The organism is Pseudoalteromonas sp. TB64 (assembly GCF_000498095.1).
Taxonomy (GTDB): domain Bacteria; phylum Pseudomonadota; class Gammaproteobacteria; order Enterobacterales; family Alteromonadaceae; genus Pseudoalteromonas.
The window spans coordinates 1-22,257 of record NZ_AUTQ01000054.1 but is presented as its reverse complement, the minus strand read 5'-3'; the positions used below and the strand labels follow the sequence as shown (position 1 = coordinate 22,257).

The following is a 22,257-nucleotide window of genomic DNA, read 5'->3' as shown; positions in this document are numbered from 1 at the left end:
TTTTAATCTGTTACCCCTTTTTGTAAGGGTGATTTTTATGCCAGTGCTTAGCTATGTCTTCTCTTGTTGCAAACCACACACCATTAAATGAGCGAGCATATTCAAAAAATCGTGCGAGCGCTTTAATTCGTCCAGGGCGGCCAATTAATCGACAATGCAAACCAATCGACATCATTTTTGGTGCGTTTTCACCCTCAGGATCTCCTTCTTCATAAAGCGTATCGAACGCATCTTTTAAGTAATTATAAAACTGATCACCGGCATTAAAGCCTTGCACTGCGGCAAAGCGCATGTCGTTTACGTCAAGGGTGTAGGGCACTATAAGCTGAGGTTGACCTTCTTTTATGCTGTAAAAAGGCAAATCGTCACTGTAATCGTCAGCGTCATATAAAAAATTACCATTTTCAACTACAAGTGCAGCAGTATTTGGACTGGTGCGGCCCGTATACCAGCCTTTAGGTTTATGCCCAGTAAGTTGCTCAATTATATTTATAGCTTGTTGCATATGTTTGCGTTCGGTATTTATATCAACGTGTTGGTAGTTAATCCAACGCAACCCATGGCATGCAATTTCATGACCTGCTTCTACAAATGCCTTTGCTACATCGGGGTGGCGTTCAAGTGCCATAGCAACAGCAAAAATAGTGATCGGAATATCATATTTTTTAAACAATTTTAATAACCGCCAAACACCCGCCCGCGAGCCGTATTCGTAAATTGATTCCATGCTTATATGGCGTCCCTCTACATGAGGGGCATTCACTATTTCTGATAAAAATGTTTCAGCGGCGGCATCACCATGCAATACGCAGTTTTCGCCACCTTCTTCGTAGTTAAGCACTACTTGTACTGCTATTCGCGCTTTATTAGGCCAATTTGCATGAGGTGGATTTTGTCCGTAACCAATTAAGTCTCGTGGATAGTTCGTTTTAATTTGATCAGCCATATTATTGTTCCCTATTTAACGAGGTTAGCCAAACACCTAATGCTTCTCGCTCTGTATCAGTCATTTTGGTCATATTTGCCAGCGGCATATCTTTGGTTACTACGGCTCGGGTATGAATAAGTGAACTTACCTTTTTTGCATCCTCTATTGAGTCTAGTTTAAAGCCCAGTGGGGCTGTTTGAAAAAGCTCTGAGGTAGGGGTTTCACTATGGCACTGCGTGCAATGAGTATTAATAATTTTCCACGCTTGTGCATCGCTAAGACTTGCTTGCAAAGGCGTGTTGTTATCGGTGTTTTGTGTGCTTGTTGGCCAAGGTGCAATAGCAAGCATTAGCGCAAAAAATGCAGCAATCCCACTTATAAGTACCGAGGGCTTATTAACGCCTTGGTGTTTTAAATTAAAGTAGTGGCGTATCCACATTCCAATACCAAACAATGCAATTAAAATCAGCCAGCCGTAACTGTGGCTATAGGTATAGGGAAAGTGATTGCTAAGCATTATAAAAACGACTGGTAATGTGGCGTAGTTGTTATGTATTGAGCATTGTTTTGCTTTTAAACCAGGAGCTGAGTCGGGAATACGACCTGCTTCTACTTCACTGACCATATAGCGTTGCCCTGGCATAATAATGTGATAAACATTACCCACCATACAGCTACCTATAAGCGCACCAACATGAATATACACAGCACGGTCACTAAATAGTTGGTCAACCCCCCATGTCCAAAGGGCTAATAAACCAATAGCAACAGCAATAAACACTTTGCCATTTTCTACCAATGGGCTTTTACACAATAAACGATAAGCCCCATAACCTAAGCCAATAAAACCAAGTGATGTGCCAATTGCTGCAAATTTACTAAGCTCACTTTTGCTGTTATCAATTAAATACACATCGGCGCCAACATAATAAAGCAGACTAAATAGTAATATGCCGGTGATCCACGTTGTATACGCTTCCCACTTAAACCAATGCAGGGTATGTGGCATTTGTTCTGGTCCGTTTTGATATTTAGCCACTTCGTAAAAGCCACCGCCGTGCACCGCCCATAAATCACCTTTTATACCTTTATCTATTTTCCATTGTGGTGGTGTTTGTAAGTTGTTATCGAGCCAAGCAAAGTAAAATGAGGCACCAATCCATGCTATACCTGCAATAACATGAAAGTAACGCAGCACTAGATGAGCAAGCTCAAAAAAATAATTTTCCATAAGTTAAGCCTCTTCCAGTATGGGCGCTGAGGTGGGAGTAAATTGCTCAGCTAAATCGCGTTTATACACGCTTTTGCCCATAATGTAGGTTTGTTCAATACAGCGGTCGTCGCCTAACATCATTATGGCAAAGAGCTTTTCGTGTAAAGTTTTTGCGTGCCCTAACCTAAACTTTAAAAATGAGGTAGCAGCAAAATCAATAACAATAAAGTCAGCCTCGCAACCAGGCTCAAAATTGCCAATAGTGCCTTCTAAATCAAGTGCACGCGCACCGCCTAAGGTTGCTAAATATAACCCTTTAAAGGCTGAGAATTTTTGACCTTGTAATTGCTGTATTTTGTACGCCTCGCTACCTGTTTGCAGCATAGAAAAACTCGTTCCTGCGCCTACATCAGTACCCATACCTACGTTTATATTATGATCTTCACACGCTTTTAAATTTAATAAGCCCGAGCCTAAAAATAGGTTTGAAGTAGGGCAGTGCGAAATAGCCGCGTTATTATCGGCTAAGCAGCAAAGTTCGCGTTCAGATAGGTGCAGGCTATGCGCAAATACCGCACGTTTTCGTACCATATTTGCTTGCTCGTACACGCCTAAGTAATCGGTTGCATCAGGAAATAAGCTTTTAACCCATTCGCACTCGTCTTTGTTTTCAGAGAGGTGGGTATGTAAGTAAGTATCGGGGTATTCTTCAAGAAGTTGGGTACACATGTGTAATTGTTCAGGGCTTGATGTTGGTGCAAAACGAGGCGTTACTGCATAGCTTAACCTATCAACATTATGCCATTTTTCGATTAGTGCTTTTGTTTCATCGTAACTGGTTTGTGCGCAGTCAGATAAATCGTCTGGGCAGTTACGGTCCATCATTACTTTACCGGCAATCATACGAAGGTTACGCTTTTGTGATTCGCTAAAAAAGGCATTAACCGATTGTGGGTGCACAGTGCCAAACACTAAGGCGGTGGTTGTACCGTTTCGTAAAAGCTCATCTAAAAATAGGTTTGATACCTCACTTGCATACTTTTCACAGGCGAATTTTTTTTCGGTTGGGAAGGCGTATTCGGTTAGCCAACTTAAAAGCTGCTCGCCGTAAGCGCCTACCATTTCGGTTTGCGGCAAATGTATGTGGGTGTCTATCATGCCCGGCATAACTAATTTACCGTCGTGGCGAATAATTTTAGCGCTGTTACTTATGCCAGGTAAAATATCTTGCTCATAGCCAAGCGTAACTACTTTGCCATTTTTTATAACTAATGCGCCTTTTTCAAAAAAACGATGGGCGTTTTCGCCTGCTTTAGCGGGGTCGTCAATAAAGTCTAAAATATCGGCGCATATTACGGTTAAATTATTATTATTTTGGGTGCTCATAATTAGCTGCCTCTGTAAGTTGAATAGCCAAATGGCGAAAGTAGCAACGGAATATGATGATGTTTATTATCTTGTAATCTAAAGCTTATTTGCGCTTGCGGATAAAAAGCGGGTGTTGCTTGCCCTTGGTAATAACTATCTAAATCAAAAATTAACTGATAAGTGCCAAATTCAATGTTGGTATTTGAGCTTATCCAGTCGGCAATCCGACCATCGTTATCGGTTGTACCTTGTACTAATAGCTCCCACTGTTTATTTACTAATTTATAAAGCGAAACGGGAACATTTGCGGCGGGCTTGCCTGTGCTGGTATCTAAAATGTGAGTAGTAATAGGGCTTTTATTCACAGTAGTGTCTCCAATCTGATTTTTGTTATTTTGGCTTGCTCGTTAGCGGCTATGTGTAGCTCGGTATTGCGGTCGTTATTAATACGTTGCTCAATAAGTTCGAGCATTTGCTGGGCTGTTTTACCGGTTGCACACACAATAAAAATAAAGCCAAATTTGTTTAAGTAATCGTTGTTTAGGGCAATCATTTTAGTGAGCGTTGATTCGTCTGCTTTGCTCATACCTGATTGCTCGTGCCCTGCTTTTTGTGCGGTTGCTGCGTATTTTTTGCTAAGCGTTGATAAATCGCCAATTTGCGGGTGTCCTTCAAATGCCGCTAAGTAGTCACTCTCGGCTAATTGATCCCATACGTTTTGAGCTGATTCAAAAAGGTGCTCGTTACTTTTAAAGGGCATTGTTTTTAGCATGCCTTCAATCCAGCGCGGTGCGGTGCAACAATGTTCTAACTGCTGCTTTGCTTGTTGTGTTGTGAGTGCATTTAGCTTAGTTAGGCTCATGATTGAGTTGCTCCATTTAAAGAAGTTTGCGCGCTGCTAATAAGTGCATTTTTTAAAGTGCGCCACTGCAATCCTTGGCGTTTTGGTGCTGTTGTTTGCTCAGCTTGATACAAACTAATAAGCTGTGCGCTGATAGAAATAGCCACTTCCATAGGGAGTTTGCCTGTTACGTTTTTAAGACCAACAGGGCAGGTCATTTGCTTAACTTGCTCGGCGGTAAAATTACGGTGTGTTAGGCGTTGTTTAAAGCGTTTTGCTTTGGTGCCTGATCCTATAACGCCTAACCAATTTGCATCGCCGCGCTTAATAATGGTTTGAGTCAGTTCGAAATCGAGCTGGTGGTTATGCGTTAAAATTAAGTAGTTATTATTGTTTGGCGCGTGCTTTATTTGCTGAGTGGGTTCTTCGTCAATTATTTTTACAACATTAGCGGGAATCTGTTCAGGAAACACGTCTGCTCGGTTATCTATCCAACGAATACGTATTGGAAGCTGCGCTAAAATTCCTATAAGCGCTTGCGCTACATGCCCAGCACCGTAAATATCAAGCGTAAATCGCTCACACTGCATGCATTCAAGCATTACAGTGGCTGCACCTCCGCAGCATTGCCCTAAATTAGCAGCTAAGTTAAATTGCTCAATTACTTGCGTGGCTTCACCTTGCACAAGCAGTTCCCGTGCTTTTTTAATTACCACAAATTCTAAATGCCCGCCGCCAAGAGTGTCGTAAATATGCTCGCCACTAATTACCATTTTTGAGCCAGTCCCGCGTGGCGTTGAGCCATTAGTGCCAAGCACCGTTGCAATCACATAATTAGTGCCGCTTTGTTCATGTTGTGCAATAGCTTGTGCCCAATTTTGAGTATGAAAACCCTGAAAAGACTGATTTAAATTAGTCATTACTGTGCTCCTTATGCTGCGCTAGCCATTGCTGAGTGTGGGTTATTGCGTTAAGTACTCGCTCTGGCGTTGCGGGGGTATCAAGCGGTGCTGTGTATTTGTAATCGGCAACGCTGCTTATAGCGTTGCGTATCGCGCTCCATACACTAAAGCCCAGCATAAATGGAGGCTCACCTACGGCTTTTGACCTAAAAACAGTGGTTTCTGGGTTGGCTGAGTTGTAAAGGTTTACGTTAAATTCTGCAGGAGTATCACCAATTGCCGGAATTTTGTAATTAGCAGGCCCAAAGCTTGCAAGCTCACCTTTATCGTTCCACTGTAAGTCTTCGGTTGTTAACCAACCCATACCTTGTATAAACGCACCTTCTATTTGACCTATGTCGAGAGCGGGGTTTATTGAGCTGCCTACATCGTGCAATATATCGACCCGAGTTACGGTATTTTCACCCGTTAGGGTATCTACTTCTACTTCGCTTAGTGCCACGCCGTGGGCATAGTAAAAAAAGGGCCGACCTTCGCCTTTTGCTCTGTCGTAATGAATTTTAGGTGTGGCGTAATAACCCGTTGATGAAAGCGAAATGCGGTTCATGTAAGCAAGGTTTGCAAGTTCACTAAAGCTAATTTCGCCTTTACTAAATGTTATAAGGTTGTTTTTAAATTCAATGCTTTCGCTAGGGACTTCAAAGTGCCCAGTAATAAAATCAATTAAGCGCTCTTTAATTGTATTTACTGCGTTAAGTGCCGCCATTCCGTTTAAGTCGGTACCGCTTGAGGCCGCAGTTGGAGAAGTGTTTGGTACTTTGTCGGTACGGGTTGCGCTAATGCCTACAGTATCAAAATCGACACCAAAGCCATGCGCAACAATTTGTGCAATTTTAGTATTTAAACCCTGACCCATTTCGGTGCCGCCGTGGTTTAAATGAATAGATCCATCGCTGTATACATGCACTAATGCGCCAGCCTGGTTAAGGTGCTGTACGGTAAACGAAATACCGTACTTAACCGGCGTCATCGACAACCCTTTTTTAATAATAGGCGATGAAGCGTTAAAGGTTTTAATGGCTGATTTACGCGCCCAGTAGTCGCCACTTTGCTCAAGTTGTTCAATCATGTCTTTTAAAATATGTTGTTCAACTTTTTGATGATACGGGGTGATATCGCGACCTGGGCGGTATAAATTTAGCTTTCGTATTTCCAGTGGATCTTTACCTAATTTAGCCGCTATATCGTCCATTATTAGCTCGCCCATGATCATTCCTTGCGGACCACCAAACCCTCTAAATGCAGTATGGCTTACGGTATTTACCTTACAGCGATTGCCTTGTATTTTTGCTGCAGGATAGTAATAGGCGTTATCGGCGTGAAACATAGCGCGGTCGACTATCGCATCCGATAAATCGGGTGAATAACCGCAATAACCATTTACAGTTATATCCGCGCCTTCAATTAATCCGTTTTCGTCAAACCCCACATGGTAGTGGTTATTAAATGGGTGACGTTTACCGGTTAATTTAAAGTCGTCGCTACGGGCTAAGCGCATTTTTACAGGGCAACCTAAGTAATAAACTGCCAGTGCCGCTAAGCACGCCCAAGGTGCCCCTTGGGTTTCTTTACCCCCAAATGCACCGCCCATACGTCGGGTTTCTACGGTAACAAAGTTAAATGGCTTTTTAAGAATTTTAGCCACTAAGTGCTGTACTTCAGTAGGATGCTGGGTAGAGCATTGAACGTGTATCCCGCCATCTTGATCGGGTTGTGCCAGCGCTATTTGCCCCTCTAAATAAAAGTGCTCTTGACCACCAATAGATATTTCACCTTTTAGCTGGTGGTGCGCGCTATTTATAGCCTGCTGGCTGTTGCCACGATTAAGTGAATGAGGGGGTCTTACCCAGTTTTGTTTTTCGATAGCGTCTTTAATATCAAGTATGGGTGTTGTTTGCTCGCACTCTATAATGACTAAACGAGCGGCGCGGCGTGCTATTTCGTAAGTGCTTGCAACAACCACTAACACAGGTTGTCCGTGATATTGAATCTCATCGCTTGTAAGTAATACATCACCTGGAAATACCGGACCAATATCTAACTTGCCGGGTACGTCGGCTGTTGAAAAAATGCGTTTAACGCCCGCTAAAGCAAGCGCTTTACTAGTATCAACCGATTTTATAAAACCGCTCGCAACAGGCGCAAGCACTGGGTAGGCATGTAAACATCCGTGAGGCTCTGGGTTGTCGTCAGCATAATTAGCACTGCCGCACACTTGTTTAATGGCACTATCGTGGTATTTAGATTGCCCAACACTGCCGCCTTGCGCTTTTAGTTTATCCATTTCAAAGTGACGCATGAGAAATCCTCGTAATGGCAATGTTATTATTTTTATTAAGGTTGCTGTTTAAGTCCGTATTTTTATGACAAAACTCAATGCCAATACGTTGCAGTAAGTTTTTGCTTACTGTGATTCTATAAGTTGCGCTGGCGCGTACATCGCTCATTGGGGCAAAGTCGTGCTCAATTGCGGTCGCTGCATCTATAAAGCTACTCACATTTAATGGCTGACTTATTAATTGCTGCTCTATATGAGTCGCACTTTTTGGAATTGCCGCCATGCCGCCCATTGCACAACGCGCTGCGGTGATTATGTTTTGTGAATGCTCTATTGCTAAAACAAGGCACACAGTAGAAATATCATCTTCAAAACGTTTTGATATTTTATGGCACGCAAGCTTGAGTGACTTGGCGCGTTTAGGAATGATAATGGTGCTAATTACTTCATCATTTTTTAAAACTGTTTTTTTGTAATCAACAAAGTAGTCAGCCACTTTTATAGTTCGAACACCGTGTGCTGAAAGCAGTTCCATGCTGGCATTAAGTGCAATAAGCAGTGGCGCAGGGTCGCCAATGGGTGAGGCATTACCTAAACTGCCACCTAGTGTGCCGCTATTTCTAACTTGGCTCGATCCTAGTCGCTCAAAAAGCTCTTTCGATTCTGGGTAATACGCATAAAAAGTATCTACAAACTGGCTATAAGGTACTGCTGCACCAATGTGTAACATACCGTTATTATCACTCATTTGAGTAAGCTCTTTAGCTTGGCTAAGCGATATAATAATGTCGGGAAGAAGTAGGTTTTGGCTAAGTTCAATAGCAAAGTCGGTACCACCAGCAACAAGATGTGCGTGTGGATATAATGCTTTTAAGTCAACGAGCTGCTTTGCGCTTTGTGGCAAAAAGAACGTACGAGGTCCATTTTTTAAAAATGGTACATCGTCTACAGCACTTGCTTTGAGGGATGCTTTAAATTGTGTTGCAAGTTGTGAGTAAGGCTCGTTGGTGCGATCAAAGCTATACGCTTTTTCAGCAGCAAGTAAGATAGGGCTGTAACCTGTGCAACGGCATAAATTACCACCAAGCGCATGTATGACTGCTTTTTTACCAGGGTAAGTAGCGTTATTTATATAAAGCGCAAGCAGACTCATTATTATGCCCGGTGTACAAAATCCACATTGCGAACCATGGCACTCTACTAATGCACGTTGCACTGGGTGTAAATCATTTAAAGTAGGATAAAGTGCAGGTGTTACGCCTTCCACGGTCATTATATGTTTACCGTGAGCATTACCTAATAGTAGCAAGCAACTATTCATTGCTTTGTAATGCCAATGAGCGTGCCCATCTTTATTTATTTTTTCTTCACCAACTAAAATAGTACATGCGCCACAGTCACCTGTTGCACAGCCTTCTTTGGTGCCTACTTTCCCTTTTTTGGTGCGTAACCAGTCCAAAATGGTGAAACTAGGCGAACATTCTTGTACTTCAATTGGCGTGTCATTTAATAAAAACTGAATCACACAGACCCCCTCAATTTTTCTAAAGCTTTGATTTTTAAAGCTTGGCGTTTATTTTTTCTTGTTGTTTTCGCACGGTAAAGAAAAAAACTTTTTTATCTTGGTAGATGTATTGCAGGTATTATGCCGTTGTTGACCATTCGGTCAGTAAGTTTTTGTTAGCACGCTTATTAAGTAAATAATCACTAAAAAAGATGTGCACAATGAATAAATACCGCCTTGCTATGCAGGGGATGGCTAAAAACACTCCGGTTGTATAACTAACAACGGCATTACCTTAAAAATAAAGCATGGAGAAGTGCATGCCTTATTAGTGAAAACGGTGCAAGTAAAAGCACACTCATAAAAATGCTTTGCGGGGTTGTTAAACCTGACCAAGGGGACATGTTTTTTATAGGCGAGTGATGAACATTAAAAAAATGCCGATGCACGCGAATTAATTAATCACAACAGGCAGAGTTAGCATTAACTGTTTTGGGCACTGAATTGTCGGCTTTTTAGATATTACCGATATTAACGATACTACCGACATTACAAACAGTACAAACAGTACCGACATTCTATTTGGAAAAAAGCGAAGTTGGGTTTAGCTTCACCTCTGCATTAAAATACCATATTGCTCTTATGTTTGGCTTAGATACAGGCCGGCTCGATGTAGGTATTGAATACGTATATTGGAAAAACAAATTTGGCGCAGACAGGCAAAACGAGCGCAATGCAAATTTGTTAGTTCAATGCCATTTTAAATAACGTACTAAGTATTATAAAGGCTACTTTTTAGTCGTCTTTTTATTTGGGAATTATAAATAATTGAATAGATTAAATTAGTTGTGTTAAATTCGTTTTTTAAAGGAATTATAGAGACTTCGTATACATGGAATTTGAAATAGATTTTTCTACTTACTCGTTAGATGATCTTTATTCATCGGCAAGAGGCATCGACCGCGAGAAATATCCAGAGCGCGCCAAAGAGATCGATGATTTAATTCGTCAAAAAGAATTAGAAAGCCCCAATGTAGCCAGTGTATCTAAAGATATTGGTGAAAAAGCGACAAGAACGGATAGATTAATAGCAGCAATTATTGATTTAATAGTAAGCGTAGTGGCATTAATCCCGTTATTTATGTATGTAAGTATGAGCGCTTCAGAAATCCCAGCATTGTGGTTAGCTATTGCTTCTATTGCTTACGGTACAGCGACCACCATGATTTTACACGGTTACCTTATGTATAATTATGGGCAAACAATTGGTAAATATAGCCTGTCTATTCGTATCGAAAATTTAGACGGTACTAAAGCAAGTTTTACGACTATTTATTTTAAGCGCCTACTGCCTATGCAGTTACTCACTCTTGTTCCTTCAATTGGTGAACTCATTGCTGGTTTTTTTAACCCTCTTTTTATTTTTGGCGATGAAAAACGCTGTTTACATGATCATTTAGCAGGCACAAAAGTAAGCTACACAAACAAATAATTGTTTAATTAGAACTAATATTTAATTTGAAAAATATTAAAAGGTATTTATGACAACGTTAAAAAGGTATAAAAAATTACCCACCTTTAAATTATTTTATAATTTAGCGTGGACTACATTAGTAGTCGTTATTTTCTTGTTTTGGATGGAGTTTCTTACTAAAGAACCTATTTATAAACAATTTCTCATTTTATTTGGGGGTGGGCTATTAAGTGTAATTGGTAATTGGTTTTCGGCAAATAAAAAACAATCTAAAGCGATTGAAATTATAGACGGACAGTTTGAGATACTAGGCATAAAGATAAAAATATCAGACCTGCAAGAAGTACTGTATTGCCAAACTAAGCGCTTTGAACATTCGCTAAGATTTAAATTTACGAATGCAACATACCAAGATATTGAAATATCGGCTCCAGATTTAATTGATGATCTGCGCTTTTATTACTTTATGGTTGATAATGGCTTGCCGGTAAAAATGACTGACGACCGCGAACGATTTTTTAGTGAAAGTTAAAAGTAAGGTTATGAACAAAACAAGGGATGTTTAATGGTTAAAAATATTTTAGGTATAAGTGTTTTTATAACAGTCATTTTTAGCAGTACTTTAAGCGCAGAGCCATACGAAGGCTGCTATTCAATAACAGATGACATTGATAGTGCCGTTCCAATGAGGGACGAAGAAGGCGCTTTGCGTGATAAAAGCTCAGAGTTAAAAACAAGCTATATCAATATTTTTAAAAAAGAGCATCAATATTTTGCACAAGGTCTTTTATGGGGCGGAAACTTTCATGTATGTCACATAACAGCCCCGATAGAAGGCGATAGTGAACCGTTACCGCTAACATTAAAAGACGGTAAGTTGGTATTTACACAATTAGAGCCCGAATATGATACTAGCTGTAATCTAGAAATTTTATTTACAGACAAAGGCCTCAAGATTGTTGATGAAAATTATCACTGTTCAAAGTATGTATTTTACTGTGGCGTGAATGTTGGGTTAAACAATACTGAATTACCTAAAAGTGTGAACAAGTGCCCAAAAGAAGAGTGATATTTTTGTTAAGGTATTTTTTGTGACACACATGTTGTCCTACATCCCTGTAGGTAACATAAGATTAAATAGCCCCTGTAAATAAGGGCGCTGCATTCTTTAAAAACCAAACATTGTTGTAAATTTAACTTCGCAATATAAGCGCGTTAGTTACTTATAAGTAAAGACGCGCCATTAGGTCTTTCGTAAGCTTCATAATCTTGGTTTTTGTTTATTCTGTTTTCTATCTCGAGCATTATTTCCATTTCATCAGTGCTCATATACCCATTTACTTGAGTTGTAGACCACGTCATTGCTGCGCCAGCATTAGTCAGTTTTTGTGTGAAGCGGTAAGCTTGCTCTATCTCAAATACAAGGTCAGTTTTTGCTACGCTCCATCGTGCTCTTATAGGGAACCACGCATGTTTAAGTACGTCTTTTTTGCCTTTGTAGTTATCCCAAGGTGCGCTGACCATATCAGGAATTGTATATTCATCGTAAGCCCAAGAATTAGGTGGAGCGCCTCGGTCTAACGGCGTAATATGGCCACTGGTAAAGTCTTCGAATTCATTGGTAGCTGCATACTTTATTATTTTATAATCTCTTTCATCTTCGTCATCAATGCCATCGCTATCAACATACATAAAATCACCATTTTCATTTTTAAAATAGGTTTTGGTTTTATTTACGGTAATTGCAAGTGTTGGGTCAACACTGCGTAACATGGCTACAAAATCTGATACCTCACCAGGTAACTTATTCACATTATCTAACCAATAACCATCAACTAACCCATTAAATCGCTGCGCATAACCTAAAACTAAATCACGCCAAGCGGCGCCTTCATCGCCATCCCATTGTGAATTGTAATAACTTTCCCACGCCTTTTTAATTGCTATTTCGTTATCAGGATCGGTGTCGGTTATCATAGAAGGTCCTGCGGCATTTAAGTATAAGATGACTTTTTTACCAGCGAGACGATACTCTTTAATCACGTCAAAAATAATGTGTTCGTTTTCGATTGAAGGCACCATATCGGGATGAATAGCCGCTACATCAAGGTTGTTGTTATCTCGCAGAGTAAAAAGATAGGCATGAGCAGGGTGAGTAAATGATGTAATAACATGACCTACCGATGGTAAGTTTTTAACTATCTCCTTTGCTCCTGCAACCCAATCAGATGTATTAACTGTTTTATCTAATTTATAACCACCATCAATTCTTTGAGTAACACCCCAAGAGCCAGCTAACCAGCTTGCATTATTATTGCTGTATTTAGCATTATTGGCAGTTTCTTTTGCCAGTGTATTCTTGCAACCGAGCATGCTAACTGCCGTAATTGACAGTAATAAAAAGCATTTTATTAGATTTCCCATTATTGCTAGTACCTATTTTAGTTAATTCAATATTAATGTTAAAGGAGTAGTTAAATTTAAACAATAAGTAAATAGGATGGTGTTTAATGAGCGTACAATTCAATGTTTAAATCTAATAAAGCTATCAATCTAATAAATGTGTAAAAACTACACTTAAATATAATAATTTCTTTTATTACCTTGCCAGAGACTAAAAGCCTTTTACTTAAAGAGTACTTTTAAACTTTAATCTACTGATTTTTAAGTTGTTTATTTGTTAGCTTCATTTTTATTTTTTGGCATGTAAGTTGAAACAACGGCGTATACATTAAAAAAAGGAATTATGATGACAGATGAATATTTTCATATATTAAACTTAATGGGTGTCGCCTTTTTTGCAGTTGCAGGTACGTTACTCGGGTATGAAAAAAACATTGGTGGCTTTGGTGTAGTGGTTGTTGGCTCGGTCACTGCTTTGGGCGGTGGTACGCTCAGAGACTTACTTTTAAATAAGCCTGTATTTTGGGTAGAAGGACCAGACTATTTATACACAACCTATGCTGCAATAATTGTTGCGATATTATTTATTCGTTACTTGCCGCATGTAAATAATTACTATTTTTTACTGGTCGATGCAATTGGTATGGCAATATTTAATATTGTTGGTATTGAAAAATCGTTGCTGGGTGGCGCCGGAATGATAGTCGCTATAACAATGGGTACTACAACCGGTATATTTGGTGGATTAATAAGGGACGTTATATGCAGAGAAGTTCCCTCTGTAATGCGTGACGAACCTTATGCAGCGGCATGTGTAGCTGGTGGCTTAGTGTATGCTGCGTTGTTTTTGTTAGAGGTGCATTACCTTTGGTGTATTGTGGGCTCGCTCATTACTACCCTATTTTTACGACTTGGATCGTTGCATTGGGGTTGGCGCCTACAAATATTTAAGAAAAAGAAGTTAAGCAACGAAAACAGGTAACGCTACGTTACCTGTTTTAGCCCACATATGTTTATAAATATATGTGGGCTATTCATTGCTAAAAGCTACCAATACCCAAGTGCTTTCCACCAAAGCCCGCCAACAATACCCCAAACACTTAAATTAATAATACTCATAATAAAGCCCATTACCCACCAGTTTTCCATCGATACATAACCCGAACCAAAAACAATGGGTGAAGTACCCGTGGCATAATGCGTTAACGACATCATGAGTGAAGAAGCCCCAGCTAAAAGTAAACCAAGAAACAAAGGAGGTGCACCAAGTGCTAAGCCAGCTGCGTAAAACGCGGCAAACATTGCAGTAATATGGGCAGTGGTACTAGCAAAAAAGTAATGAGCGTAAAAATACACCGCTACTAATATAATTGCCGATACAATCCAATCAAACCCTAGTTGGTCAATGTTGCTCTCAACAAGTATTGAAAACCAAGATACCAAGCCTAATTTATTTAAAAAAGTAGCCATCATGACTAATGCTGAAAACCACACTACGGTATCCCACGCAGACTTTTCTTTAAGTACATCGTCCCAGCTTAATACGCCAGTAACTAATAAAACCGACAAACCTAAAAATGCCACTGCGGTAGTGTTAACTGCGTAGTCAGCCCCTAATATCATTGCAGGCACACCAGCCCATAACACAAGCAACATAGAAAAAACGCCAATCATGACCTTTTCACCGTAGGTCATAGGGCCCATTTCGGTTAATTTTGATTCTGCATAGGTTTTAGCATCGGGTGTACTTTTAACTTCAGGAGGGTAAATGGCATATACAACCAAAGGTACAAGCGCAATACACACTAATCCTGGTAAAAGAGCAGCAAGCGCCCACGTACCCCATGTAATGCTAATATTAGCACCGGTAGCATCGGCTATAAGCTTTACAATTAAAGGGTTTGGCGCAGTGGCTGTAATAAACATAGCAGATGTAATAGGGTTTATGTGATAACTCACTAAAGCAAGATAATGCCCAATTTTACGAGATGTGCCTTCCTCAGGCGATGAACCAAAGCTTGTTGCTATAGACTTCATTATTGGGTGAATAATAGCGCCGCCTCGCGCGGTGTTACTAGGGGTTACAGGTGCAATAACCAGCTCAGAAAGCGCGAGTGCGTAACCAATACCAATTGTTTTTTTACCAAATAACGAAATAAAGTTATAGCCAATACGATTTCCCAAACCGGTTTTAGCTAAACCACGAGAGATAATAATAGCAATACCAATCAACCAAATTAATGAATTAGAAAAGCCACTTAAAGCATCTTTAATCGCACCAGACGGGCTATCATTTGTTACGCCCGTTAACGCAACAGAAGTAATAGCTAAAATAGCAATAGCGCCAATAGGCATCGCTTTACCAATAATGGCAACTACAGTACCAACAAATAAGGCTAATAAATGCCATGCATTTTCGGTTACACCTTGTGGAGGCGGTACAGCAAACCAAAGTAATAAAACAATTACTATTGAGATTAACCCAGAGGTAACCTTAATATCAGTACCTTTCATTAATGCGTCCTTAAATTTTAGAAATACACGTCTTCTAAATACCGAAGAAATAATTCCATCTTACTTCATTTAATAATAAAAAAGATGATACACATCATATGAATAACTAAGAAGAGCAGTTTTAAATCATTTTATAAATAAAGTAATAAAACTCGTAAGTTGAAAATAAATAGTTAAATTAATGAACAAGCATTTACTTTTTGTTTAACTAATTGAGCTTTATAGTAAATTATTAATTTTAATTACTTAATTTGAATTATTTTATATATCTTCAAGGTCTTTGTAGGTCTTAACGAATACATGGAAATACAATGAACTTAAAATTAACCAACAACGTGATTACTTTTTTATTAGCGAGTAGCTTTTTGTTACTTGGCTTATCGTTTGCATTAGGGGCTAACCCTAATACGTTAACGGCTACGTTTAGTTTTTATGGCGTTGATTCGCTAATGTCTGTATCTGCGTTAGGTTTAATTAGTGGCTCATTTATGGTTGCTTTAGCATTCGCCACTGTGCTCGCTCGCCTTAAATTAATGAAACCTACACCAGCACTTTTACTTGCAGCAATTATAAGTTTAGTTGCATTACTTACCTTGTTTGCCAGTAACCGCTGGATGGCGCAACTTGGTGGCTTTCCAATCATTGGTAGTGGGCAGGGCATAATTAAATACTTTGCTGTAGTGCCTTTGTATTTGTTTTTATTTTATAAAGACAAACTTACCGACAAACAACACGTACTTTTAAACTTTATACCGGTTGCCATGGTTTTATTGTGGATTGGCGGCATGAAGTTTTACGAGTTTGAAGCAAAAGGTATTGTAAGTTTAGTAGAAACCTCACCGTTTATGTCGTGGTTATACACGTTATTTAGCGTACAAGGCGCATCTAACGTAATTGGCGGGTTTGATGTATTATTTGCTGTGTTATTGGGTTTAGGGCTATTTTTAAATAATAAAAAACTAATTATTGTAAGTGGCTTAGCGTGTTTAAGCGTATTTATGATGACCCAAACATTCTTATTTACCGCAACCGGTGCATTTAGTTCTTCCACTTTACTGGAACGCCTAGGGCAGTTTGTAATTAAAGATCTTTGGTATATAGCCAACCTTGTTGTTATTGCTTTTTTAATGATTTTTAAACCGGCTAAATAATATAAAGAGGGATTTTATGATCAGTTGCAACCAATACGACTACATCGAAATTGCCTGTATGCACCATTTAAGCATTGAGCTTAAATTAAAAAATGGCGATGGTGTATGTGGCGTAGCTACCGACACTAAGCGCAATGCTAATAGAGATGAATGCATTGTTATCAATGTCAGTGGCGAGCTGCAACACATTGTGCTTACTACAATTAGCGTACTTAAAGCGCGTGAGAAAAACCCATACTTTAGTGAAGTGAGTTTTGAAGTGAAGTAAGCACCTCACTCATTCGTTTTTATCATAAACATCTCAGCGAGCCTGNTGTATTAATCGGCTCGCAGCACTATTTCTATGCGGAAGTTGAGGCTTACTCCACAGCCAGTACGTTTTAGGTCAAAACTTGTTTCAACGTGTCTTTCTTAAGCCACAGTCAAGCATATATTTGTTTAATTAACTTGCCTCAAGTTATGATATTATTAAAAACTATCAATGAATATAATACCTTAAATTTAAAGTGGATTAGATACAGTTATGGCTGATAAAAAAGTTACATCTCTTGATTCTTTTAATAACTCAATAGACTTGGATGAACAGAATTCCATAGATCTCGAGGATGAAGACTTAGGTGAATCTGAAGAGGTATTTGATCAGACAGAGCCATTTGACCCAAAGAAAGTTGATGTATCTATATCTAATCCTAATTTAGGCGCAATCATTGAAAGGCTTAAATACGACGAAATAGATTTAATGCCTGACTTTCAACGATCTCCAGATTTGTGGAGTAAGCAAGCTCAAAGCCGTTTAATTGAGTCTATTTTAATTCGACTACCGATCCCTGCTTTTTATTTTGATGCCTTAAATGAAGACCGTTGGCAAGTTGTTGATGGTCTACAGAGGTTATCCGCGATAGTTAACTTTGTAAAAACTAAAAAATTAGCCTTAACTAATTTAGAATTCCTCAATGAGTACGAAGGTTTTTATTATGACGATTTACCACGATCTTTAAAAAGAAGAATTGATGAATTTCAAACATCGGTTTATCTAATAAAACCAGGGACTCCATTAGTGATGAAATATTCGCTATTTAATCGAATTAACACAGGCGGGTTAAAGTTAAACCATCAAGAAATTAGACATGCTATGAGCCAATCAGTTAAGAAGGGTATTGCTTCTAAATTTTTAACTGAAATTGTTCAAGAAAATTCATTTAAAAACGTCATAGGTAACAAAAGTAAGAGGATGTCTCATCAAGAGCTGGTGCTGAGGCACATGGCTTTTAGAATGTTTGATATATCCACGTATAAATCTTCACTCCCCAAATTTTTAGATTCAGCCATGATCAAGTTAGGCGAGCTGAGTGAAACTGAAATAATAAGGTTAAAGTCTAGCTTTTTAGATTCAATGGAAGATGCATATGACTTATTTGGTCGAGATGCGTTCAGAAGAACATTCGCAGAATCATATCAAAATCGAGTCGTTAATAAACCATTATTTGAAACAGTATCCGTGAATTTAGCGACTCTTAATTTTGAAGAGAGAGCTATTCTCAAATCAAATAGTATGCATTTTAAGCAAGAGTTTAAAAGCTTGTTACTTGAGCCTCAATTCTTAACAGCAATTACAATTTCAACAGCTAATACTGATAATGTTCAATCTCGATTTGAAGGTATGAGAAACATTATCGAAAAGTATTCAAAGAGGATTTTTTAATGTTAGAACGTCTAAGCTTATGTAACTTCAAATCAATAAAAGAAGCTACTTTTGATTTAGAAAATCTTACCTTGTTTACAGGTTTAAATGGTATGGGGAAATCTTCGGCTCTTCAATCATTATTGCTACTTCGCCAGTCGTTTGAAAAACATATTTTCCCCAGTACAGGTTTGTCCTTAGCCGGTGATTACGCAAGTATTGGTAATGGAAAGGATTTGCTTTTTAGTGATGGTGAGGATGAGTTTGTAGATATTGAATTATACTGGTCTAATAATACAACTCTTAAATCCAGATTTTTATATTTTGAAAATTCTGATATGCAGCCATTGGATGAAAAAAATAGCTTGTTAAGTCCTAATGTTTTCGAACAGGCGTTATTTACTTCATCATTTCAGTATTTATCTGCAGAAAGAATTAGTCCTAAAAGCATTTATTCTGTTTCTGAGTATGCTGTTAATAAGAAACGTTCGCTTGGAAAAACCGGTGAATATACTGCGCATTTCTTAGCTGAACATGGCGATGAGAAAGTCTCAATTAACGCTTTAATGCATCAGAACTCTATTTCCGATAACTTAATTGGCAGTTTGAATGCATGGATGTCTGAGATTACACCCGGTACTAAAGTTATCGCAAAATTAATACCTGAGATTAATCAAGCTAGCTTACACTATCAATTTGAAACAGACACCGAATTAACCTCTCAATTTTCACCCCAAAACACTGGATTTGGTTTAACTTATGTTTTACCTGTAGTGACAGCTATTTTAAGCTCAAAGCCTGGTGATATGTTATTAATAGAGAATCCTGAATCTCATTTACACCCATCAGGGCAGTCGACAATTGCAAAGTTAATTGCTTTAGCGTCTCAAAATGGAGTGCAGGTGCTGGTTGAAACTCATAGCGACCACTTTTTAAATGGTATCAGGACATCGGTCAAAAATAATTGTATTGAATCAGATAATGTGTGTATTTATTATCTTTACCGTGATGAGAATAGTTCTGAGCATAGTGCTAGAGTCGAAGAAATTAGAGTAGAGCCATCAGGTAGGATTAGTCATTGGCCACCAGGTTTCTTTGACGAATGGGATAAAAGCCTAAACTCTTTAATTATTGGTAATTAATAAAACGTGAATAGTCTTATTTTTAATGATGCCTCATTACCATTTTTAAGTAATGAAGATTGCTTAAATAACATCGATACTTTTTTTGAAATCATATTCTATATTAATGAGAAAAATGTAAATTTCAATAAAGTAGATGAAAAACTGGGTGGGTGGAACTCTTATATTTATGCAGAAGGATTTGAATTTGGTAAGTGGCTAAATCAAATAGATGATATTGAAAGCAGTAGACTAATTAAAAGTGTTGTTGCTAATGTACCGTGTCCTCTTATTGTTAATAATAACCCAATTGAAGATATTATATTTTCGCTTAAAAGTGATCAAGATATTGAAGTGACTGCATTGGGAGTTGCTTCTATCTTAAATTCTTACTGTGTTAGTTTTGCATCAAGTATACATTGGAAATCAAATTCAATTGATGTTTTAAAACATTGGGACGATGATGGCTCAATAAAAATTGAGAGTACAACCGTTGATAACATATTCTCACTTGAGCAAATCGATATTTTTTTACATAAAATCATAGAAACTAAAAAATCGAATAAGGATTATCTCAAAACATTAGACATCAAGGATAATAAAGAGTACCCAAATATTATTTTTTGTACGTCAGCATTAAAAAATTTAACAGCTATTTCAATCACCACAATTGATTTTAAAAAAATTATATATGCTCTGGATCAACTCGATCTTGCTATAAAGCAATCTAATTGCCTTGAAGATTTAATTGAAAATTCAGAATTGAATATGTCATTTGAAAGTGTAGAAACAATGAAATGTGCAAAACATGCCCGAAAGAGGTGGTTTAAACATCCTTTCTTAGGTGACTCACTTTTTGAATTACACGTTAAAAACTTTCAAAATGGAAAGAGAATGCATATATTGGCGGACTATCATTCAAAAACAGTATCAATTGGTTATTTCGGTCTTCATTTATCAACAGTTAAATATTGAATCGTATTTTTATATGTACTAAAAAATCAATTACCCTTCGAATGAAAAATTAGGATGAAATCCATTCTGATTTTTACGTAAATTATCAATAATAGCAGTAGGTTAGGTTAAATGTGTGAAATTGCATCACGTAAAAAGCTGAACTACATTGACAAGATGAAAGTAAAAAGAGATAGCGCGATAGGCGGCAACAATTTTTATTAAAGAATGGTAAACGACTCGGCTGTATAGAATCTGCTTCAAATTAAATACGGAATATTACGGTAAATAAAGGCGTGAATAAATTGACTTTACGAGGTTAAACAAAAGTGAATGCCTTTACTTTATTGTGCGGCAACTGTATTGCCTTGTTCATAATATAGAAAAGCTGCAAAACACGATGCATTAAGAAGGGTAAGCCATCTTACTCTAAATAAAAGCCACTCAAACACCCGTAATCCCTTCCAAAACGCCAATTAAAACAATATCAAACACTTCTATATTCTGCGTAAAAATACAGTAATCAATTGAACCAAAATAGGAACTCAGCTATGGTTTGTTTATCAATAAAAATAAATAAAAAACGAGTTAATCTACAGGCTCGTTAGGCTACAGGGAAAGTAATGAGCAAATTAATTAGGACTGACGAAGAGCATGGAGCTTGGTATCCTGTTCCAATCTCAAAACTTGAAGCCTATATGGCAAAGTATATAGAATCTGGTCATGCATACAAAAACTCATATACATTGAAGAAAGACCTCGCTTACAACTTGCAATACCTTCAGTTTCAATATCGGATAATTCTTGATATTAAACTCAGTTCGGTTATTTACACTCAGACAATAAAAACTATCATCCTTGTTAGCTGCAGTATTATCGAATCATTGCTTCATTACTCCTTGATCATTAAGGACGTCCATTCTAATACAGAGTGGAGTCAAAAAGCCCTGTTCAAAGGGAATCAAAAGAAGCTTGATGGTGAGTTTGTCAGGATCGACACAACCATATATTCAAAGCTATCCAAAAAGCAGCTAAAACATATGACTTTCGACGCAATGATTAAATCTGCTAAATCCCATTCGATATTTGGCTCCAGAACACTGATGTATGAAAGACTCGAAACACTAAGAATACTCAGAAACAGGGTCCACTTACAACCGTCTGACGACAAGTTTGGCACTGACTGGATTGTATTTACTACTGATCGTCTAAATGAAACATTTAGTGTGATGTACTCAATACTAACTAGTAGCCTATTTAAGCCAACGAATACTGAAAAACAATATTTTGAGTACCTGAGTAAGCAGTATGGAGCCTAATAAGCTGCTATGTTTTCAGGGAAGATTGGTGCATGATTAAAAAGATTGGACTAACTATCATTGGGGTAATGTTCCTTACTATATATGCTGGTCTTGCTAGTAAGATTTTCTCTGATGGAGACAATACTGTGCATTATGACCAGAATGAATTTATGTTTGGTAGTTATACCTTAATAGGTTCATTTATCTCTATGACCATAATTTTACTTATTATGTGTAACTATCTAATTGATGTACTATTTTAAAAGAAATAACTATCGGCTATTTGGTTTAACAGAAAACCTAACAACACGCCCTGAGGTGGACGACTAGTAAAATTTAGCTATTAATTGCAAATTTTAAAAGTGGTGAACCTCTGCGTTTTAAGGGCGCTAAATACGTCGATTCATCGTAGGGTGTATTCGTTTTCCAACACCTAAATACAATCCTTATCCATTTAAATGCCAGTGATCTAATAATGCTGTTATGCGGCTTACCCTTGGCTTTTTGTTGCTCATAATACGCTTTAGCCCAAAACGAATAACGAATAGAAAAGCCTGCCCATTC

General features: G+C 38.1%; 20 protein-coding genes and 1 pseudogene. 10 read left to right on the top strand and 11 right to left on the bottom strand.

Going from position 1 to position 22,257, the window contains the following annotated elements; all coding sequences use genetic code 11:
• Window positions 1–10: 10 nt before the first annotated feature.
• Genes puuE through xdhA form a run of 8 tightly spaced genes read right to left on the bottom strand, consistent with a single transcriptional unit; the run spans window position 11 to window position 9,115 of the window.
• Window positions 11–946, bottom strand: coding sequence for an allantoinase PuuE (puuE, locus tag L647_RS0101935; protein WP_024609704.1), 936 nt, complete (start codon window positions 944–946; stop codon window positions 11–13).
• A 1-nt stretch (window position 947) separates the two neighbouring features.
• Complete coding sequence (locus tag L647_RS0101930) at window positions 948–2,159, bottom strand: urate hydroxylase PuuD (RefSeq protein ID WP_024609703.1); 1,212 nt, start codon at window positions 2,157–2,159, stop codon at window positions 948–950.
• Window positions 2,160–2,162: 3 nt separating this feature from the next.
• The gene (gene guaD / locus L647_RS0101925) at window positions 2,163–3,527 is read right to left on the bottom strand and encodes a guanine deaminase (RefSeq protein WP_024609702.1); all 1,365 of its coding nucleotides are present in this window, start codon (window positions 3,525–3,527) and stop codon (window positions 2,163–2,165) included.
• Between the two features lie 2 nt (window positions 3,528–3,529).
• Entirely contained in the window at window positions 3,530–3,874 is a 345-nt protein-coding gene (gene uraH, locus L647_RS0101920; RefSeq protein WP_024609701.1) for a hydroxyisourate hydrolase, read from the bottom strand.
• Window positions 3,871–4,371 carry a 2-oxo-4-hydroxy-4-carboxy-5-ureidoimidazoline decarboxylase gene (gene uraD, locus L647_RS0101915; RefSeq protein ID WP_024609700.1) on the bottom strand — a complete coding sequence of 167 codons (501 nt, stop codon included), beginning with the start codon at window positions 4,369–4,371 and terminating at the stop codon, window positions 3,871–3,873. The genes uraH and uraD overlap by 4 nt, the downstream gene beginning before the upstream one ends.
• Window positions 4,368–5,270: a xanthine dehydrogenase accessory protein XdhC gene (xdhC, locus tag L647_RS0101910; protein ID WP_024609699.1), complete on the bottom strand. Its 903-nt coding sequence runs from the start codon at window positions 5,268–5,270 to the stop codon at window positions 4,368–4,370. Before xdhC ends, uraD begins: the two co-directional genes overlap by 4 nt.
• Window positions 5,263–7,611: a xanthine dehydrogenase molybdopterin binding subunit gene (gene xdhB, locus L647_RS0101905; RefSeq protein WP_024609698.1), complete on the bottom strand. Its 2,349-nt coding sequence runs from the start codon at window positions 7,609–7,611 to the stop codon at window positions 5,263–5,265. The genes xdhC and xdhB overlap by 8 nt, the downstream gene beginning before the upstream one ends.
• Window positions 7,598–9,115: a xanthine dehydrogenase small subunit gene (gene xdhA / locus L647_RS0101900; protein WP_024609697.1), complete on the bottom strand. Its 1,518-nt coding sequence runs from the start codon at window positions 9,113–9,115 to the stop codon at window positions 7,598–7,600. The genes xdhB and xdhA overlap by 14 nt, the downstream gene beginning before the upstream one ends.
• Before the next feature lie 871 nt (window positions 9,116–9,986).
• Between xdhA and L647_RS0101890 the strand changes: the two genes are divergently transcribed.
• From L647_RS0101890 to L647_RS01000000123465, 3 genes are read left to right on the top strand one after another with little or no spacing between them, the layout of a single operon-like run.
• Window positions 9,987–10,586 carry an RDD family protein gene (locus L647_RS0101890; RefSeq protein ID WP_024609695.1) on the top strand — a complete coding sequence of 200 codons (600 nt, stop codon included), beginning with the start codon at window positions 9,987–9,989 and terminating at the stop codon, window positions 10,584–10,586.
• A gap of 49 nt (window positions 10,587–10,635) precedes the next feature.
• Entirely contained in the window at window positions 10,636–11,100 is a 465-nt protein-coding gene (locus tag L647_RS0101885; RefSeq protein ID WP_024609694.1) for a hypothetical protein, read from the top strand.
• A 33-nt stretch (window positions 11,101–11,133) separates the two neighbouring features.
• Window positions 11,134–11,637, top strand: a complete 504-nt coding sequence (locus L647_RS01000000123465) for a hypothetical protein (protein WP_024609693.1) — start codon at window positions 11,134–11,136, stop codon at window positions 11,635–11,637.
• A 146-nt stretch (window positions 11,638–11,783) separates the two neighbouring features.
• Here L647_RS01000000123465 and L647_RS0101875 read toward each other — a convergent pair whose 3' ends face one another.
• A complete protein-coding gene (locus L647_RS0101875) occupies window positions 11,784–12,941 on the bottom strand; it encodes a hypothetical protein (RefSeq protein WP_029880352.1) in 1,158 nt (385 codons plus the stop codon).
• Window positions 12,942–13,317: 376 nt separating this feature from the next.
• On the opposite strand from L647_RS0101875, the gene L647_RS0101870 reads away from it, so the two are divergent.
• Complete coding sequence (locus L647_RS0101870; RefSeq protein ID WP_024609691.1) at window positions 13,318–13,953, top strand: trimeric intracellular cation channel family protein; 636 nt, start codon at window positions 13,318–13,320, stop codon at window positions 13,951–13,953.
• 65 nt (window positions 13,954–14,018) lie between these two features.
• Here the strand turns inward: L647_RS0101870 and L647_RS0101865 are convergent, their stop codons facing one another.
• Window positions 14,019–15,485, bottom strand: coding sequence for a DASS family sodium-coupled anion symporter (locus L647_RS0101865; RefSeq protein ID WP_024609690.1), 1,467 nt, complete (start codon window positions 15,483–15,485; stop codon window positions 14,019–14,021).
• Between the two features lie 311 nt (window positions 15,486–15,796).
• On the opposite strand from L647_RS0101865, the gene L647_RS0101860 reads away from it, so the two are divergent.
• The 6 genes from L647_RS0101860 (at window position 15,797) to L647_RS1000000125730 (ending at window position 21,711) form a co-directional block, all read left to right on the top strand.
• Window positions 15,797–16,636, top strand: a complete 840-nt coding sequence (locus L647_RS0101860; RefSeq protein ID WP_024609689.1) for a DUF417 family protein — start codon at window positions 15,797–15,799, stop codon at window positions 16,634–16,636.
• A gap of 16 nt (window positions 16,637–16,652) precedes the next feature.
• Window positions 16,653–16,904, top strand: coding sequence for a Rho-binding antiterminator (locus L647_RS0101855; protein ID WP_024609688.1), 252 nt, complete (start codon window positions 16,653–16,655; stop codon window positions 16,902–16,904).
• A gap of 255 nt (window positions 16,905–17,159) precedes the next feature.
• Window positions 17,160–18,338, top strand: a complete 1,179-nt coding sequence (locus tag L647_RS0101850) for a DUF262 domain-containing protein (RefSeq protein ID WP_024609687.1) — start codon at window positions 17,160–17,162, stop codon at window positions 18,336–18,338.
• A complete protein-coding gene (locus L647_RS0101845) occupies window positions 18,338–19,459 on the top strand; it encodes a DUF3696 domain-containing protein (protein ID WP_024609686.1) in 1,122 nt (373 codons plus the stop codon). The genes L647_RS0101850 and L647_RS0101845 overlap by 1 nt, the downstream gene beginning before the upstream one ends.
• Before the next feature lie 6 nt (window positions 19,460–19,465).
• Window positions 19,466–20,413 carry a hypothetical protein gene (locus L647_RS0101840; protein WP_024609685.1) on the top strand — a complete coding sequence of 316 codons (948 nt, stop codon included), beginning with the start codon at window positions 19,466–19,468 and terminating at the stop codon, window positions 20,411–20,413.
• A 1,019-nt stretch (window positions 20,414–21,432) separates the two neighbouring features.
• Window positions 21,433–21,711 carry a hypothetical protein gene (locus L647_RS1000000125730; protein WP_139015418.1) on the top strand — a complete coding sequence of 93 codons (279 nt, stop codon included), beginning with the start codon at window positions 21,433–21,435 and terminating at the stop codon, window positions 21,709–21,711.
• Window positions 21,712–22,029: 318 nt separating this feature from the next.
• On the opposite strand, the pseudogene L647_RS0101825 reads toward L647_RS1000000125730, so the two are convergent.
• Window positions 22,030–22,257, bottom strand: a pseudogene (locus L647_RS0101825) (IS110 family transposase); the annotation flags it as partial.